The sequence below is a fragment of the Lichenifustis flavocetrariae genome (genome assembly GCF_026130545.1).
GTDB lineage: Bacteria > Pseudomonadota > Alphaproteobacteria > Rhizobiales > Beijerinckiaceae > Lichenihabitans > Lichenihabitans flavocetrariae.
On record NZ_JAMOIM010000017.1, the window covers coordinates 45,714 to 62,354 of the forward strand.

General features: G+C 61.8%; 16 protein-coding genes and 1 pseudogene. 12 read left to right on the forward strand and 5 right to left on the reverse strand.

The window, feature by feature from the left end; translation table 11 throughout:
• Positions 1-10 precede the first annotated feature (10 nt).
• Positions 11-610, reverse strand: coding sequence for a PH domain-containing protein (locus M8523_RS21920; RefSeq protein WP_282587043.1), 600 nt, complete (start codon positions 608-610; stop codon positions 11-13).
• Positions 611-862: 252 nt separating this feature from the next.
• Here M8523_RS21920 and rpsO point away from each other — a divergent pair, with 252 nt between their 5' ends.
• On the forward strand, positions 863-1,132 hold the full coding sequence (gene rpsO, locus M8523_RS21925) for a 30S ribosomal protein S15 (protein ID WP_282587044.1): 270 nt from the start codon (positions 863-865) through the stop codon (positions 1,130-1,132).
• A gap of 204 nt (positions 1,133-1,336) precedes the next feature.
• On the forward strand, positions 1,337-3,478 hold the full coding sequence (gene pnp / locus M8523_RS21930) for a polyribonucleotide nucleotidyltransferase (protein WP_282587045.1): 2,142 nt from the start codon (positions 1,337-1,339) through the stop codon (positions 3,476-3,478).
• 216 nt (positions 3,479-3,694) lie between these two features.
• Here pnp and M8523_RS21935 read toward each other — a convergent pair whose 3' ends face one another.
• Positions 3,695-4,699 carry a LysR family transcriptional regulator gene (locus M8523_RS21935; RefSeq protein ID WP_282587123.1) on the reverse strand — a complete coding sequence of 335 codons (1,005 nt, stop codon included), beginning with the start codon at positions 4,697-4,699 and terminating at the stop codon, positions 3,695-3,697.
• Here M8523_RS21935 and M8523_RS21940 point away from each other — a divergent pair.
• Positions 4,658-5,632 carry a quinone oxidoreductase family protein gene (locus M8523_RS21940; protein ID WP_282587046.1) on the forward strand — a complete coding sequence of 325 codons (975 nt, stop codon included), beginning with the start codon at positions 4,658-4,660 and terminating at the stop codon, positions 5,630-5,632. The genes M8523_RS21935 and M8523_RS21940 overlap by 42 nt on opposite strands.
• 132 nt (positions 5,633-5,764) lie before the next feature.
• On the opposite strand, the gene M8523_RS21945 is transcribed toward M8523_RS21940, so the two are convergent.
• Both M8523_RS21945 and M8523_RS21950 read right to left on the reverse strand, forming a co-directional pair.
• On the reverse strand, positions 5,765-6,607 hold the full coding sequence (locus M8523_RS21945; protein WP_282587047.1) for a C40 family peptidase: 843 nt from the start codon (positions 6,605-6,607) through the stop codon (positions 5,765-5,767).
• Positions 6,604-7,982: pseudogene (locus M8523_RS21950) on the reverse strand (leucyl aminopeptidase family protein). The gene M8523_RS21945 and the pseudogene M8523_RS21950 overlap by 4 nt, the downstream one beginning before the upstream one ends.
• A 112-nt stretch (positions 7,983-8,094) precedes the next feature.
• Between M8523_RS21950 and M8523_RS21955 the strand changes: the two are divergent.
• Positions 8,095-8,943 (forward strand): tetratricopeptide repeat protein, encoded by an 849-nt coding sequence (locus tag M8523_RS21955; protein WP_282587048.1) that lies wholly within the window; start codon positions 8,095-8,097, stop codon positions 8,941-8,943.
• A gap of 98 nt (positions 8,944-9,041) precedes the next feature.
• On the opposite strand, the gene M8523_RS21960 is transcribed toward M8523_RS21955, so the two are convergent.
• Positions 9,042-9,584, reverse strand: coding sequence for an invasion associated locus B family protein (locus M8523_RS21960; protein WP_282587049.1), 543 nt, complete (start codon positions 9,582-9,584; stop codon positions 9,042-9,044).
• 240 nt (positions 9,585-9,824) lie between these two features.
• Between M8523_RS21960 and coxB the strand changes: the two genes are divergently transcribed.
• From coxB to M8523_RS22000, 8 genes are all read left to right on the forward strand, one after another.
• A complete protein-coding gene (gene coxB / locus M8523_RS21965; RefSeq protein WP_282587124.1) occupies positions 9,825-10,691 on the forward strand; it encodes a cytochrome c oxidase subunit II in 867 nt (288 codons plus the stop codon).
• 38 nt (positions 10,692-10,729) lie between these two features.
• Positions 10,730-12,397, forward strand: coding sequence for a cytochrome c oxidase subunit I (ctaD, locus tag M8523_RS21970; protein WP_282587050.1), 1,668 nt, complete (start codon positions 10,730-10,732; stop codon positions 12,395-12,397).
• A 210-nt stretch (positions 12,398-12,607) separates the two neighbouring features.
• On the forward strand, positions 12,608-13,543 hold the full coding sequence (locus M8523_RS21975; RefSeq protein ID WP_282587051.1) for a heme o synthase: 936 nt from the start codon (positions 12,608-12,610) through the stop codon (positions 13,541-13,543).
• Positions 13,544-13,556: 13 nt separating this feature from the next.
• The gene (locus M8523_RS21980) at positions 13,557-13,733 is read left to right on the forward strand and encodes a cytochrome c oxidase system small membrane protein (protein WP_282587052.1); all 177 of its coding nucleotides are present in this window, start codon (positions 13,557-13,559) and stop codon (positions 13,731-13,733) included.
• Positions 13,730-14,326 (forward strand): cytochrome c oxidase assembly protein, encoded by a 597-nt coding sequence (locus tag M8523_RS21985; RefSeq protein WP_282587053.1) that lies wholly within the window; start codon positions 13,730-13,732, stop codon positions 14,324-14,326. The genes M8523_RS21980 and M8523_RS21985 overlap by 4 nt, the downstream gene beginning before the upstream one ends.
• 80 nt (positions 14,327-14,406) lie before the next feature.
• A complete protein-coding gene (locus tag M8523_RS21990; RefSeq protein WP_282587054.1) occupies positions 14,407-15,279 on the forward strand; it encodes a cytochrome c oxidase subunit 3 in 873 nt (290 codons plus the stop codon).
• 186 nt (positions 15,280-15,465) lie between these two features.
• Positions 15,466-15,846, forward strand: a complete 381-nt coding sequence (locus M8523_RS21995; protein ID WP_282587055.1) for a DUF983 domain-containing protein — start codon at positions 15,466-15,468, stop codon at positions 15,844-15,846.
• A 58-nt stretch (positions 15,847-15,904) separates the two neighbouring features.
• Complete coding sequence (locus M8523_RS22000; RefSeq protein ID WP_282587056.1) at positions 15,905-16,636, forward strand: SURF1 family protein; 732 nt, start codon at positions 15,905-15,907, stop codon at positions 16,634-16,636.
• Positions 16,637-16,641: the final 5 nt, after the last annotated feature.

A 16,641-nucleotide genomic window follows, 5' to 3' on the forward strand; every position in this document is an offset into this window, starting at 1 on the left:
GAGGATCGACTCATCGAGGATCCAGTGTCTCCGAAAGTGACGCTCCTGCGGTCAAGTGTTGGATAATGCCGAACACACGTTTCGCATCTGCAATCGACAAGAACTGCGGACGCGAATCGAGCGCCGCTATCCATTCTCCCGCACCCGCGCGCCCGTTCCAGGAGTTCCATCCCCGGGTCGAGGACCCAAACCGGATCGTGCCCCTGCCCGCACGTTCCTCGTTCAACGTAACTTCGGGCAGGCGGTCGAGATGGAGCGCCTTGAAACTCGGCCAAGGTCCCGACCGGGCTATCAAAATTCGCTGCTTCGTCACGGCGTAGTAGATCCGTGCGCGCAGCCAGGAATCGAGGAAGAACCGACCGAAGATCAAGAAAAGACCGACGAGAACGAAGGGGAGCCCCCACAGAGCCATGAAGCCCGGCGCTTCAGTTCGCAGCACCATCGTTTCCCAAAAGATGGCAAAGCCGCCCCAGAGAAGACTGAACGGGATCAGGAGCGCATCACGGGGCGTCAGCAACAACCCCTGCCGGGGCCGGCCCCACCACACGACCTCCTCTCCGCGGAGAAGATAATGCGCAAAAGACGGCGACTTGGCGTCACCACTCGCCATCGAGGCTGCTCCCGACCCATGCGACACCGGCCGTGGTGTTTGCGGTCAATCTAGGTCGCTCATGTCACCGACGCGAGAGTTCTACGGATTTTCGCTGGCAACATGCGCCTGATCGCGTTATTGAACCGCATCGCGCGGTTTCGAACCGGGCGCTATGCTTGTTGTGGGGCTGCTGGACGACATCCCGGCTGCGCCTGCGGCAATCATACCATCGGCGGCTTTCGCCGTTCTCTTGCATGAAAAGGACTTTCGATGTCGATTACGGCCGAGCGCAAAGCTGCGCTGATCAAGGACTATGGCATTAAGCCGAACGATACCGGCTCTCCGGAGGTCCAGGTTGCGATCCTGACGGAGCGCATCAACAACCTGACAAGCCACTTCAAAACCCATGTCAAAGACAACCACTCGCGACGTGGTCTGCTGCAGCTGGTTTCCACCCGCCGCTCGCTTCTCGACTACGTGAAGAAGAACGACGAGCCGCGCTACAAGGCGCTGATCGAGCGTCTCGGCATCCGCCGCTAAATTGCTCTCACGGCACTGACGCCTGTCGGTGCCGTTTTGTCATGGCCGCATAGTCGGCCTTCCGGACGGGACGGCATGGGGCCGTCCGTCCACCCCAAGGTGACCGCCGCCATGGCAGGATCGCCAGGGATTGCACGGCACTTCCGTCTTCAATCTCTCGCCGTTCTGCGCATGGCTGCCAGGGTCGCCTAGCAAAGGCACACCATGTTTCAGATTGAACGCGAAGAAATTGATTGGGCCGGGCAGAAGCTCGTCCTCGAAACAGGGCGCATAGCGCGCCAAGCTGACGGCGCCGTATTGGCAACGATGGGCGAAACCACCGTTCTCGCGACTGTCGTCTCGGCCAAGAAGCAGAAGCCGGGCCAAGACTTCTTCCCCTTGACGGTCAACTATCAGGAAAAGACTTTTGCGGCCGGCCGTATTCCGGGTGGCTATTTCAAGCGCGAGGGCCGTCCCTCGGAAAAGGAAATCCTCACCTCGCGGCTGATCGACCGTCCGATCCGCCCGCTTTTCCCGGAAGGCTATCTGTTCGACACCCAGATCGTCGTGACGGTGCTGTCGCACGATCTCGAAAACGATCCTGACATTCTGGCCATGGTCGCCACCTCGGCGGCCCTGACCATCTCGGGCATTCCCTTCATGGGACCGGTCGGAGCAGCCCGGGTCGGCATGATCAGTGGCCAGCTCAAGGTGAACCCGACGGTCGACGAGATGAAGACCTCGACGCTCGACCTTGTCGTGGCCGGCACGCATGACGCGGTGCTGATGGTTGAGTCCGAGGCCCGCGAGCTGTCGGAAGACAAGATGCTCGAAGCGGTTATGACCGGCCACGCCGGCTTCCAGCCCGTGATCGAGGCCATCATCCGGCTGGCCGAGAAGGCCGCGAAGGAACCGCGTGAGTTCCAGACCGCCGACAAGTCCGCCGCCGAGAAGACCGTGCGGGACGTGATCGAGGAGGATCTCCGCAGGGCCTATTCGATCACGGCGAAAGCCGATCGCTACACCGCTGTCGATGCCGCCCGGGCCAAGGCCGTGGCGCATTTCGGGGCGCATGAAGGCGAAGGCGGCCTCGACAAGGAAGCTGTTCTCGAAGCCTTCCACGCTCTGCAGGCAAAGGTGGTCCGCTGGAACGTCCTTGATACCGGCCACCGCATCGACGGGCGTGATCTGAAGACCGTCCGCCCCATCCTGGCGCAGGTGGGTGTTCTCCCCCGCGCGCATGGCTCGTCCCTGTTCACGCGTGGCGAGACGCAAGCGTTGGTCGTGGCGACGCTCGGCACAGGTGAAGACGAGCAGTACATCGACAATCTCGAAGGCTCGTACAAGGAGCGCTTCCTGCTCCACTACAACTTCCCTCCCTACTCGGTCGGCGAGACCGGGCGCATGGGTTCGCCGGGGCGTCGTGAAATCGGCCACGGCAAGCTCGCGTGGCGCGCGATCCGGCCGATGATGCCAACCGCGGCCGAATTCCCCTATACGGTCCGGGTGGTTTCGGAGATCACGGAGTCGAACGGCTCGTCCTCCATGGCCACGGTTTGCGGCGCCTCCCTGTCCCTCATGGATGCCGGCGTGCCGTTGAAGCGGCCGACTGCGGGTATCGCCATGGGTTTGATCAAGGAAGGCGAGCGCTTTGCGGTGCTCTCCGATATTCTTGGCGACGAGGATCACCTCGGCGACATGGATTTTAAGGTGGCCGGTACGGCCGAGGGCGTGACCTCGCTGCAAATGGACATCAAGATCACCGGCATCACCGAGGAGATCATGCGTGTCGCACTCGGTCAGGCCAAGGACGGGCGCCTGCACATCCTGGACGAGATGTCGAAGGCCCTCACCGGCGCCCGGTCCGAACTCGGCGAGTTCGCGCCGCGTATCGAGACCTTGAAGATCCCGACCGACAAGATCCGCGAAGTGATCGGCACCGGCGGCAAGGTGATCCGCGAGATCGTCGAGAAGACCGGCGCGAAGGTCAATATCGAGGACGACGGCACCGTGAAGGTCGCTTCCTCGGACGCGGCCTCCATCACGGCGGCCATCAACTGGATCAAGTCCATCGCCAATGATCCGGAAGTCGGCGCGATCTATGAGGGAACTGTCGTCAAGGTCGTGGACTTCGGCGCCTTCGTGAACTTCTTCGGTTCGAAGGACGGCCTCGTCCACATCTCGCAGCTCGGCAAAGGCCGCGTCGCCAAGACCTCCGACGTCGTCAAGGAAGGCGACAAGGTGAAGGTGAAGCTCGTCGGCTTCGACGATCGCGGCAAGGTCAAGCTTTCGATGCGCGCCGTCGATCAGGCGACCGGCGAGGATCTCGAAAAGGCCGAGAAGCTGGCGGCTACAGCCGAAGGCTGAGTTCGACCACAATAAAACAAGAGAAGATCAGAGCCGCCTCGGGACACCGAGGCGGCTTTTTTTTGGATATGAAAGTCCGCCGCTACATGGAGGGGCGGACAACGGCGAGTGACGCGCCGCGTCATTGAGCGGCCTTTGTGGCGCGCATTGCCTGAGACGCGGCGCATATTCAGCGAGACGGACGCGCAAATGGAGCCGCATACAGGTTGGTGGTTCTTAGGCCTGTTCCGATCGAGGGCAACCGAGTTCAATCGCGCCTCGAAGGAAGTCCATAACCGATCTGATTTTCGCTGAGCGTTTGAGGTCTGGATAAGTCGCAAGCCATATGTCACGCACCGGTGGCTTTGATGAAGTCGGCAACCGGACAAGAGCCGTATCCACGTCCCCCATGAAACAGGGGAGCACAACCGCCCCCATACCGGCGCGGGCCGCTTCCTGCTGACCGAAGAGGTCACTTGCATGAAAAATGATGGGTCGCCCAACGAGAAGGCTTTTTAGCCACACCTGTTGCGGCACGTTGTCCAGAGGAGCGTCATAGGCAATGAAGCGCCAGCTCTCCGGCGGAACCTTCGCCTGATCGGGGCTTGCATAAAGTCCGAAGCGCATGATGCCGATCCGGTGCGCGACAAGTTCAGGGTCCTTCGGCTGGGATAATCGCACGGCGAGATCGGCCTCACCACGATCCATGGCGACCGTTTCAGTGACGCCAGAGAGCACCAAGGTGATGGCGGGATTCTTTTCATGAAAACGCGCGACACGCGGTGCGATCAACCGCGCCGCGACTGCTGGGGATGCACTCACCCGGACAGTGGCGGCAGGCGATGCTCCCGCACCCCTTGCTCGGCGCTCTATCTGCACCGCCGCATCCTCCATGCTGGCTCCGAGAGCCGCGATGGCTCTGCCATCATCAGTCAGCAGGGCACGGCGCGGCAGTCTGTCGAGCAGCCGCACATCCAAGCTCGCCTCGAGCGCAGCCACCCTTCGACCAACCGTGGCGTGGTCCACCCGCAGCTCGCGCGCCGCGGCCGAGAATGAGCCCAGTCGGGCCAGAGCCACAAAGTGGCGGACATCTTGCCAATCCATACGTGCATAATTGCACATGCCTTGGGCAAAGCAATGGAATTTCCGCGCATCTGAAAATGGGCTTCCCTGCGCTGTAAGGCAGTAACGGAGCTTTTCATGCCCATCGCGATCATGATGACCGCCGCAGGTGACCCGCACGTTCTGCAAGCGAAAGATGTCGTGGTTCGTGACCCGCCCCCCGGCGAGGTGCAGATACGTCAGACCGTTGTCGGTGTGAACTTCGTCGACATCTATTATCGCACCGGCCTGTATCCTTTGGCAGAGACGCCTGCCGTGCTTGGCCTCGAAGGCGCCGGGCGAGTGGAAATGGTTGGTTCCGGCGTCACCACACTGCGGCGCGGTGACCGAGTTGCTTACATGGGCGCGCCCCTTGGGGCATATGCCGAACTCCGCAATCTACCAGAGGCAAGGTTGATCCACCTGCCGGACAGTATCTCTGATCGCGTCGCCGGTAGCACGATGCTGCGCGGCCTCACGGCCCACATGTTGCTGCACAAGGTCTATGCTGTTCGGCCTGGGGACTGGCTTCTGGTGCATGCCGCAGCCGGCGGACTCGGGCAGATTGTGACTCGTTGGGGGAAGCGAATGGGGGCCAACGTCATCGGCACTGTCGGTTCCGAGGCGAAGCATGCATTGGCCCGCAATGCGGGGGCCGACCTGGTGCTCTTGCATACGGAACAGGACTGGGTGGATAAAGCCCGCCAGTTCGCCGGCGGAAAGGGCGTGCATCTCGCGGTTGATGGGATCGGCGGCCAGATGTTGACGCAAACTTTGGGATGCGTGCGTCCATTCGGGATCGTCGCCAGCCTTGGTCAGCCCGCTGGCCCAATCCCGGCCGTGAGGGTGGAAGACCTAGGTTTCGCGCGATCAATCGCGCTCATGCGGCCCAGCTCAATCGCTTACGCCAATGATCCATCCCTTTACCTCCAAGGCGCCCGTGATTTGCTGGCCGCTCTCGAAGACGGGCTGACCAATCCGATCGGAGCGGAGTACTCGTTACGGGACGCTGCCCGGGCGCATGAAGACCTCGAAGCGGGACGCACGACCGGCAGTGTCATTCTCGACGTCTGAGCGGTTTACCCCAAACCGAAGTCCCCCTCCACAAAGCTCGAACGGATCTTTGTCTGCCATAGGTCGTGGCTGACAACCCATTGAGGGCGCTGTCAGCGGGCGTATGGGAATTTCGATTCCGCGCCGATACACCTACAGGCGCCGAATGGCTGAAACCAAAACCCCTGTGGACGCCTGGATGCGGGCTCGCGCCTCTGCGAGAGGTTCGGACGACACCATCATGGCGTGGGCATTGGCATGCAGCAAGGTCTCGGCATCGCGCATGAGGCCGACGTGGCCCGGCCAGAACACGAGATCACCGCGCCTCAAGGTCGCGTCCAAGGCGAGTGCTTCGCCAAGCTCACTCGCCTGCATGTCGCTGTCCCGCGGGGCCGATCGCGCGGCCGCCGCCAGGGCCACCTGGACGAGGCCCGAGCAGTCGAGTCCGAGGCTTGTCTTGCCTCCCCACAGATAGGGAACGCCCAAAAAGCGCTCGGCGACCGAGACGGGATCGGGCTCGATCATGTCGAGCGCCCCGAGATGGCCGAGAGGCACGAACCCGTCGGGCACGCGCGCATATTTGCCCACGATCTCGGCGACCGGAAGTCGTGAGCCGAGCGTGAGGGCGCCGACGATCGGCAATTTCAGGTCTGGTCCCGGAAACACCAGGGTTCGCAAAGCGGTGACCTGATGGGTCGAGGTTTCCAACGCCCCCAGCATGTCAGACGGCAGATAGCCGCAATATTGATCTCGAAGGAGCTGCACCCAGGCCCACCCCTCGGAGGATTCCTCGTAGACCATCACCCGCTCGCCACGCAGCGCTTCCGTATCCAGCGAGCAATCGAGACGTGGCTCGCGGCGCAGCGGCGCCGACGCGGCGATCACGCTGCGGGGCGTGCCTTCGACAAAGGTGGCGGCCTCGACCTGACCTTTCAGGTGAGCCGCCGCCCGGTCGGGCCTGGCGGGTGTGATCCGCCGGTCGAAGCCGGTCGTCATGACGGAAACCGCTGGGACAGATAGTCATAGAGCAGGCGCGCAACCTGCACCTCGCCGCCCTCCGGGCGGCCCGGCTTCGCGGCCGGCACCCAGCCGAACATATCGAAATGGACCCATGCCTGCTGCGGTTCGACGAAGCGCCGGAGGAAAAGAGCAGCCGTGATCGAACCCGCGAAGGCACTTCCTCCAACATTGTTCACATCCGCGACCTTGCCGTCGAGCATGGAATCATAGGGGACCAGAGCGGTAGCCGCCAGACAGGGTCGCGCACGATCTGTCCATGCCGCTGCAGGGTCGAGGCGAGTTCATCATCCTCGGTAAAGAACGGCGGCAGATCGGGGCCGAGGGCGACACGCGCCGCGCCCGTGAGCGTCGCGAAATCGATCAGGAGATCGGGCTTGTCCTCCCCGCCAAGCGCAAGCGCATCGGCGAGAATCAGCCGGCCCTCCGCGTCGGTGTTGCCGATCTCGACCGTTGTGCCCTTGCGGCTGCGGATCACATCTCCAGGCCGGAAGGACGGGGCCGAAATCGAATTCTCGACGATCGGCAGAATGACGCGCAACCGCAGATCGAGGCCCGCATCCATGACCATCTGGGCGAGGGCGAGCGCGGTGGCGCCTCCGCCCATGTCCTTCTTCATGATCAGCATGCCGCTTTCGGGCTTGATGTTGAGCCCGCCCGTATCGAAGGTAACCCCCTTGCCGACGAGGGTGACTTTGGGCGCGTCCGCCCGCCCCCACACCATGTCGACCAGGCGTGGCGGCTGGTGCCCTGCCCGTCCCACCGCGTCGATGAGAGGGAACCCGGCCGCCAAAGCGTCTCCCTGAATGACGGCCGCCTTGGCTCCGTAACGTTCTGCGAGCCCCGTTGCCGCCGCCGCAAGGGCTTCAGGTCCCATGTCGCAGGCCGGCGTGTTGATCAGGTCGCGCCCGAAGCTCACCGCCTCGACGATACGCAGCACGCGCCGTTGATCGACACCTTCCGCCGCACACAGTTGCGCAAGGTCGTTGGGAGCCTTCTTATAGCGGGTGAAGCGATAGCTCGTGAGAGCCCAGGAAAGGGTCGCGAGGTCGAGATCCGGCGTGTCGGCCCCGAACCGATATGCACCAGACGGCAAGACCACGGCGAGGCGGCCCGGCAGCATCGGATCGTAGGATCGGTCCGATGTTTCGGCTACGCCGAAGAGCACGCGTGCCGACTGCCCTTCGCCCGGCGGAAGGATGCAGTGACGGCCTGGCTTCGGGGCAAAATCAAGCAGCCGCGCGAAGGCTCGCTGGGGCGCACTGAGGGTCTTTTCCACCTCACTCCAACTGCTGTCCGAGACGACCTCGATGGTGATCGGCTGGACGGCAGGATCAGCGAAACGGAATGGCATCGATGGACTCCCGCCGAAGGCAACGCTTCGAATTAACACATGATTAGGGTTAACGGCTTATTGCTGATCCGGCTCACGTTCCACCTGATCGAGCCTTGGAGTCGTTCGTCGCATGAGGGCTAACGTTTCGCCGATCCGCCCGCAAGCTTTGCGATCGGCGATGGCGGCGGCGGCAATGACCGCCGCTCTGTCCCTCGGCGGATGCTTCGGGATCAACAGCGATGTCACGGGTTCGATTGCCGCGTCGGCGCCTCCTTCCTCGTCGGCCGGTTTACGCGACTACACGGCAACCTGGTCCGAGCGCTATAAGAAAACCCCCGGCGATAAAGTCACGGCCTTAAACTACGTCAAGGGCTTACGGGCAATGACCCAATACAGCCAGGCCGCCGCCGTGATGGAGGCGATTGCCATCAAATACCCTTACGATCAGGAGGTGCTTGCCACCTATGGCAAGACGCTCGCTGATGCGGGCCGGTTCAAGGAAGCCGCCGATGTCCTCGGCCGCGCCCATACACCCGAGAATCCGAACTGGAGCGTCCTGTCGGCACAAGGCTCGGTCGCGGATCAACTGGGCGACCACGCTCAGGCCCAAGCCTATTACTCGGCCGCGCTGAAAATCAAACCGGCCGACCCACATGTGCTGTCGAACCTCGGGCTGTCCTATGCGCTCGACAATCAACTGCCCAAAGCCGAAATGACCATGCGCCAAGCCTCGCAGAGCCCGGAGGCCGACATGCGGGTGCGACAGAACTTCGCGCTGGTGCTTGCGCTCGACGGGAAATTCGATGAGGCCGAGCAGGTGGCGGAACGTGACTTGAGTCCCTCGGACGCGGCCGCAAGCGTCGCCTCGATCCGCGGGATGATTGCCCAGTCGAATACGTGGCGACCGATCCAGCAAAAAGCTGGCACCGCGAATGGTCTGGTCAAAGCCAAGCTGGCACAAACCGATGCAGCTCGATGAGTCGATCCACATGGATCGAAACATTCGGGATCCGCGCGGGGGCCAGGACCTACCACGACTATCTCGTCGCGCGACTCACATGACGTCGACGGGCCGTTTTACGGCAACTTCGCAAAACCATCTTTGAAACCGCCGAGCGTCAGCGGAATCCCGATGCCCTCTTCCGGCGTCTGGAAGATGATGAAAGTCGCGGTTGTGCCGCTGCTCAGCTGGTCGATCAGCTTGTCTTCCATCATGACCTCGGCGATGCAGCCCGTGGGCAGGCAGCGGACAAAGCCCGCACGGCCGACATCGGCCTGATCCACCTTCAATCCCAAACCGGAAGGCAGCAAGACGCCGAGCGGCGCAACGACCCGGAGAAGTCGACTCTTACCGTCGGCTGTCTTGAGAACGATGACCACCAGATTGACGTTGGGTCGGTCCTCGGCCGCAACGCTCTGTATCAGCGCGCATTGTTCCTTCTGGGCGCCGGGCGGGGTTTCGCAGCGCATCTCCCAGTCGCCGAATTTTTGTTTCACGACGCCCTGGGCAAACCCATGGAGGCTGAAGCCCGGCAGAATCCCGATTGCAAGCGCGAGAACGCCGGCCGTGCCCTTCAATCGCCGCGTGCCAACTCGCACGCGATGCCGCGCCTCCTGCATGACCACTCCTTCGGCACCCGCCTGAAGCCGTGCCGTAGCAAATGACCTGCTCCTGTCAAGCCACAGTCGGCGGAGTGGCGTGGCTGGCCAGCCACGCCACTCCGCGTCGAGCGCGGTTTGACGCACACCCGGACCCTGGCCCATTGCGCTGCAACCGGCTTTATGGTTGGAACAATTAAAGGGTGGCAGTTCGCCAAGTCATGGCGGGCCAAGGCTATCGACAAGGGGAGCGACGATTTCATGCCTGGCAACCGGCTCGGGACGTCACTAAAAGCGGTCTTTGCGACACTAGGGTCTTTCATCGCTGGCAACGCGCTTGCCGCCGAAGCCGGTCATCCGGTTCCGATGCAGATAGGGTTCCAAGAGGCGGTGACGCCGATTGCGGCTTACATCCATTGGTTCCACGACGATCTGATCCTCCCGATCATCGTCGCCATCTGCCTGTTCGTAGCGGGCCTCCTCCTCTTCTGCGTCTTCCGGTTCAATGACAGAGCCAATCCGACGCCGTCGAAGATGACCCACCACACCGGCCTGGAAGTCGCTTGGACCATCCTGCCGGTCCTCGTGCTCGTGATCATCGCGATCCCGTCGTTCCGTCTGCTCACACAGCAGCTCGTCATCCCCAAGGCCGACATCACCATCAAGGCGACCGGCAAACAGTGGTATTGGAGCTACGATTATCCCAAGGACCAGAATGGGGGCTTTGAATTCGATTCGGTTCTCAAGGCCGACAGTGACCTGCAACCCGGCGACATCCACCTGCTCTCCGTCGACAACGAGGTCGTGGTTCCTGTCAACAAGGTGGTCCGCATGCAGGTGACCGGCGCCGACGTCATTCACTCCTGGGTGGTGCAGTCACTCGGCTCGCGTATAGATGCTGTCCCGGGTCGCCTCAATGAGACCTGGTTCAAGGCCGAGCGGGAAGGCGTCTTCTACGGCCAGTGCTCGAAGCTCTGCGGCAAAGACCATGCCTATATGCCGATCGCCGTTCGTGTCGTGAGCGAGCCCGCCTATGCGGCTTGGCTACAGGATGCGAAGAAGAAATACGCCAGCACAGGTGGTACCTCCTACGCGGATGCATCGTCCACGAAGGCCCTCACCCGCTAATTAAGTCAAAGCCCGCGACCCTCTCGAGGCTGTCCGAAATGCCAAATGCCGCTTCCATCGAAACCGCCGAGCACAGTCATCCGCATGGCTGGCGTCGATATATGTATTCGACGAACCACAAGGACATTGGCACCCTCTATCTGATCTTCGCGATCACGGCCGGCTGCATCGGCGGCATGATGTCGATCTTCATCCGGCTGCAATTGCTCAACCCCAGTTGGCACTTCATGGGCCACCTGGCCCAGGCGATCGGCGAAGCCGATTCGTCGAACATGGTCGACATGGGGAAGAACCTCTACAACGTGCAGATCACGGCGCACGGTCTGATCATGATCTTCTTCATGGTCATGCCCGCCCTCATCGGCGGCTTCGGTAACTGGTTCGTGCCGATCATGATCGGCGCACCCGACATGGCCTTTCCGCGCCTCAACAACATCTCGTTCTGGTTGCTGCCGGCCTCTTTCCTGCTGCTTCTCATCTCGCTGAACGTGGAGGGCGCGCCGGGCATGAAGGGCTTTGGCGGTGGCTGGGTCATGTACCCGCCCCTGTCGTCCAATGTCGGCCATCCCGGCCCGGCGATGGACTTCCTGATTCTGTCGCTCCACCTCGCGGGGGCGTCATCGATCCTCGGTGCGATCAACTTCATCACCACGATCTTCAACATGCGCGCGCCGGGCATGACCATCCACAAGATGCCGCTCTTCGCGTGGTCGGTGCTTGTGACAGCCTTCCTGCTCGTCCTGTCGCTGCCGGTTCTCGCGGGCGCCATAACGATGCTGCTCACGGACCGGAACTTCGGTACGAGTTTCTTCGACCCGTCCTTCGGGGGTGATCCGCTTCTGTTCCAGCACCTGTTCTGGTTCTTCGGTCACCCTGAAGTGTACATTCTGATCCTGCCCGCCTTCGGCATCATCAGCCATATCATCTCGACCTTCTCGCGGAAGCCGGTCTTCGGCTACCTCGGCATGGCCTATGCCATGGTGGCGATCGGGGTCGTCGGGTTCGTGGTGTGGGCCCATCACATGTACACGGTCGGCATGTCGCTCGACACACAGCGATATTTCGTCTTCGCCACCATGGTGATCGCGGTCCCGACGGGCGTGAAGGTGTTCTCCTGGATCGCCACCATGTGGGGCGGCTCGATCGCGTTCCGGACCCCGATGCTATGGGCCGTCGGTTTCGTGTTCCTGTTCACCGTCGGCGGCGTGACGGGTGTGGTTCTGGCGAATGCCGGCGTCGATCGCGCCTTGCATGAGACCTATTATGTGGTGGCGCATTTCCACTACGTTCTGTCGCTCGGCGCTGTCTTCGCCCTGTTCGCCGGCTTCTACTATTGGTTCCCGAAAATGTCGGGCTACCTTTACAATGAGAAACTCGGAAACCTTCAGTTCTGGGTCATGTTCGTGGGTGTGAACCTCACGTTCTTCCCGCAGCATTTCCTTGGACTGGCCGGCATGCCGCGCCGCTACGTGGATTACCCGGACGCCTATAGCTTCTGGAACCAGGTCTCCTCGATCGGTGCGCTGATCTCTGGAGCCGGCGTGGTGATCTTTCTCTACGTGATCTACGAGGCCTTTAAGCTGAAGCGAGTCGCCGGCGACAATCCTTGGGGCGTGGGCGCCACGACACTTGAGTGGACGCTGCCGTCACCTCCGCCCTTCCATCAGTTCGAAACGCTGCCACGGATCACAGGTTCGGACCATTAGCGGAATGTTGCGAGGGCTGCCCCACAGCCCTCGTGCCGCGCTTCGAGAAACATCAGGTGTCGTCCGTCAAAGGCCGATTCGACATCTTTCCGGACGAGTATCGGCTTCGAAGGTGCATCGCACTTCGGTGTGGCACTGCGGGCATGGCCAGCAGTGTGGAATTGATCTAAGACGCCGCGAGAGATCGGTGCAAAGGACGAATCCTTTTCGATGAGTTTGGCCACCCAACAACCCGCCTTTGATCAGCCCGGCCTCGTCGGCGCCTCCTTGGCCACCCCCTCCGACTATATCGAACTGCTGAAACCCCGCGTGATGTCGCTCGTGGTGTTTACCGCACTCTGCGGCATGATGGCCGCTCCAGGCCACCTGAATGCCATCACGGGCCTGATCTCGCTGTTCGCTATCGCGGTGGGAGCCGGCGCGTCCGGTGCTCTCAACATGGTCTATGACGCGGATATCGATGCCATCATGACCCGCACGCGGAAGCGTCCTATTCCGGATGGCCGCGTTGCTTCCGCGGAGGCACTGGCGTTCGGCGTGGTCCTTTCGATCTTCTCGGTCATGGTCCTCGGGCTCGCATCCAATTGGGTCGCGGGAGCTCTCCTGGCCGGCACAATCTTTTTCTATGCCGTCATCTACACAATGTGGTTGAAGCGCACGACGCCGCAGAACATCGTCATCGGCGGAGCGGCGGGCGCGTTTCCGCCCATGATCGGCTATGCGGTCGCGACGGGTTCGGTGACCTGGGCGAGCGTGGTGTTGTTCGCCATCATCTTCATCTGGACGCCGCCGCATTTCTGGGCTCTCGCGCTCATCAAGTCGGACGAATACGCCCGCGCCGGCATTCCGATGATGCCCAATGTGAAGGGTCCCGACCGGACCCGAACTGAGATCCTCATCTACACGCTCATCCTTGCGCCGCTCGGTTGTGTGCCCTGGGTGATGGGGCTCGGCGGCACCGCCTATGGGTTGGTGGCTGCGGTGGCCGGCACCGCGATGCTCTGGTTCGCCGTGCAAGTCTATCGTGTCCGCGAGGGCGAGGCTGCCGACAAGGCGGCGCGCCATCTTTTCGGCTTTTCGATCCTGTACCTGCTGCTGCCCTTTGCCATCCTGCTCGCCGAACATTCGTTCGGGCTGAGGTTCTGAGGTGCCTGCCGCGATGCCGACGCGCCCCGACCCGGATCAAAGCCTCGTCCTCAGCCCGGCGCAAGCGCGCAGCCGGCGCGCCCGCAACGTCGCCATCGGGCTCGGCGTCGGCGGTCTCGTCATCTTGTTCTACGTGATCACGATCGCCAAGCTGGGCTCACACGTGTTCTCAATGTTCGACGGCTCATGAGACCCGCATCGCCTCGGCATCACCGCGCGACGGCGTTCATCGTCGCGTCTGTGTTCTTCGGCATGATTGGCCTCACCTACGCATCGGTGCCACTCTACCGGGCCTTCTGCAACGCGACCGGCTTCGGCGGGACCACGCAGGTCGCGAAGTCCGCACCTGCCAAGACCGGTGCCCGTGTCCTGACAGTCCGCTTCGACGGCAATGTCGGCGGAGGTCTGCCTTGGACCTTCGAGCCGGAAACGGCGTCGATCGACCTCCGCACCGGTCAGACCGCGACCGTCTATTACAAGGTTCGCAATGATTCGGGCCGTATCACGACGGGGCGTGCCGAATATAACGTGACGCCGGAGGTGACCGGGGCCTATTTCGACAAGATCGCCTGCTTCTGCTTTAGCGACCAGACGATCGGGCCTGGCGAGACGATCGAAATGCCGGTCGTATTTTTCCTCGACCCCGCTCTGGAAAAGGACAAGTCGATGGTTGCGGTCGATTCCGTAACCTTGTCGTATACATTCTACCCCGTGCGCGACACCGACCGCCCGGTCGCCACCAACACCGAGAACGGCAAAGCCGCACCTGACAAAAAACTCTGACATTCGGCGGCTCTGCTTGACGGGCTCCCCGTCACAAGGCAAGTCGGAACAGTCGCTCTGGAGAGGGATAGGACAGCACGATGGCCGACGCGCACGCCAAGCCGAACCACGACTACCACCTGGTTGCGCCAAGCCCCTGGCCGCTGGTCGCCTCGGTCAGCGCCTTCTTCATGGCCGTCGGTCTCGTCATGTGGATGAAGGGGCTCACGATGTTTGGGCTGAAGCTCGGACCGTTCCTCAACATCGCCGGCCTTGGCGGTGTTCTCTACACCATGCTGGTCTGGTGGATCGACGTCATCCATGAAGCCGAGAAGGAAGGGGCGCACACCCGCGTCGTCCAGCTGAGCCACCGCTATGGCATGATCATGTTCATCGCCTCCGAGGTGATGTTCTTCGTGGCGTGGTTCTGGGCCTATTTCAATGTCAGCCTGTTTCCCGGCTCCAAGATCGAGTATCTGCGCGACACGTTCACGGGCGGGCAATGGCCGCCGAAGGGGATCGAAGCGATCGATCCGTGGCATTTCCCCCTCTTTAACACCCTCATTCTGCTCACATCGGGCACCACCATCACCTGGGCGCATCATGCCTTGCTCGGGGGAGACCGGAAATCGCTGAAGACGGGTTTGATCTGCACTGTGCTGCTCGGAATGCTGTTCACCTCGGTGCAGGCTTACGAATATGCGCATGCACCCTTCGGGTTCAAAGAAAACATCTTCGGCGCGACCTTCTTCATGGCGACCGGCTTTCATGGCTTCCACGTCATCGTTGGGACGATCTTCCTGATCGTCTGCCTTCTCCGGGTCTACGCCGGATCGTTCACACCCAAGCAGCATCTCGGCTTTGAATTCGCCGCCTGGTATTGGCACTTCGTCGATGTGGTGTGGCTGTTCCTCTTCGCGAGCATCTACGTGTGGGGAACCTGGGGCGCCGCGATGGAAGTTGCGCCGGGCTGATCTTCTACCAAGATGCTACGGCTGCGGCGACAGCTCCAGGTGAGACCCGGGGTCTCAAATCGATCTCATTCTGGTGCAGCACCCTTAAGGTGCTTAGCACTTGGCACCTGACAGCTGAGGGATTGACGGGACGGCCTCATATGCCGCACGGCGTTTCCAGCCGCCCTGGTTTGGTTGGAACACAAGATGGTCGACTCCCTCAACGACGAGTATCCGCCCATTCCCGCGATTTCCACGGGGCTGCTGGGACGCTGCCCACGCTGTGGCTCAGGTCGCTTGTTTCGTGGATTCTTGACCCTGGGACCGCGTTGCGACCATTGCGGGCTGGATTATGGCTTCGCGGATGCTGGTGACGGCCCAGCCGTATTCGTCACCCTCATTGTCGGCACTATCGTGGTTGGGCTCGCTCTCATCCTCGATATTGCCTACGAGCCACCCATCTGGGTTCATATGGTGATTTCTCTGCCCCTGGCCGTTTTACTCTGTCTTGCGGTTCTGCGTCCGCTGAAGGGGGTTCTCGTGGCCCTCCAGTATCGAAACAAGGCCGAGCAGGGCCGCCTTGGATAGGGCCAGGACTCCAAGCGTCTCGGCTGGCGGACTAATCTGGCCCACAATAGCCTTTTCGGTGGCACTTGCCATTCTGGTCGGCTTGGGGGTGTGGCAGGTCAGACGCCTTGACTGGAAAACGCGTCTTCTCGCCGAGATCGCCGAACGCACCACCGCAACGCCGCAGCCCCTACCCCCCGAGTCACAATGGGCATCGCTTCGTCACGATGATTATGCCTATCGGCATGTGACGCTCACGGGCACGTTCCTGCATGAGGACGAAGTCCATGTGTTCCGGCCGCTGTCGCCGGAAACCGCAAAGGGGCGCACCAGCGGGCTTGGCGATCTCGTACTGACACCCCTTCGCCTGCCCGATGGCGTCATCGTCATCGTGAACAGGGGATTTGTGCCGCAGGAAAACGTTGACCCGGCAAGTCGGCCGGCCGGCCAGGCGAAGGGTCTGGTCACGGTTACGGGACTGATGCGCGAACCCGAATCACGAAATCTCTTTACCCCGGCCGATGATCCCAAGGGCGGCACATGGTTCACCCGCGATCCCGCTGCGATAGGAAGCTACTTCCGGCTCGACAGAGTTGCTCCCTTCACGGTCGATGCCGATGCGTCCGGGGTACCGGGCGATCTACCGCAAGGCGGCGAGACCCTCCTCGATATTCCCAACAACCATCTCTCCTATGCGATGACATGGTTCGGCCTGGCGGTTGGGCTTTGTTTGGTTTTCGTCGCTTTTATATGGAAACGGCTGTTCGAACACGCGAATGCATCCCTGCCGGCCGGCCTAAAAAGACTGTAGCCAGG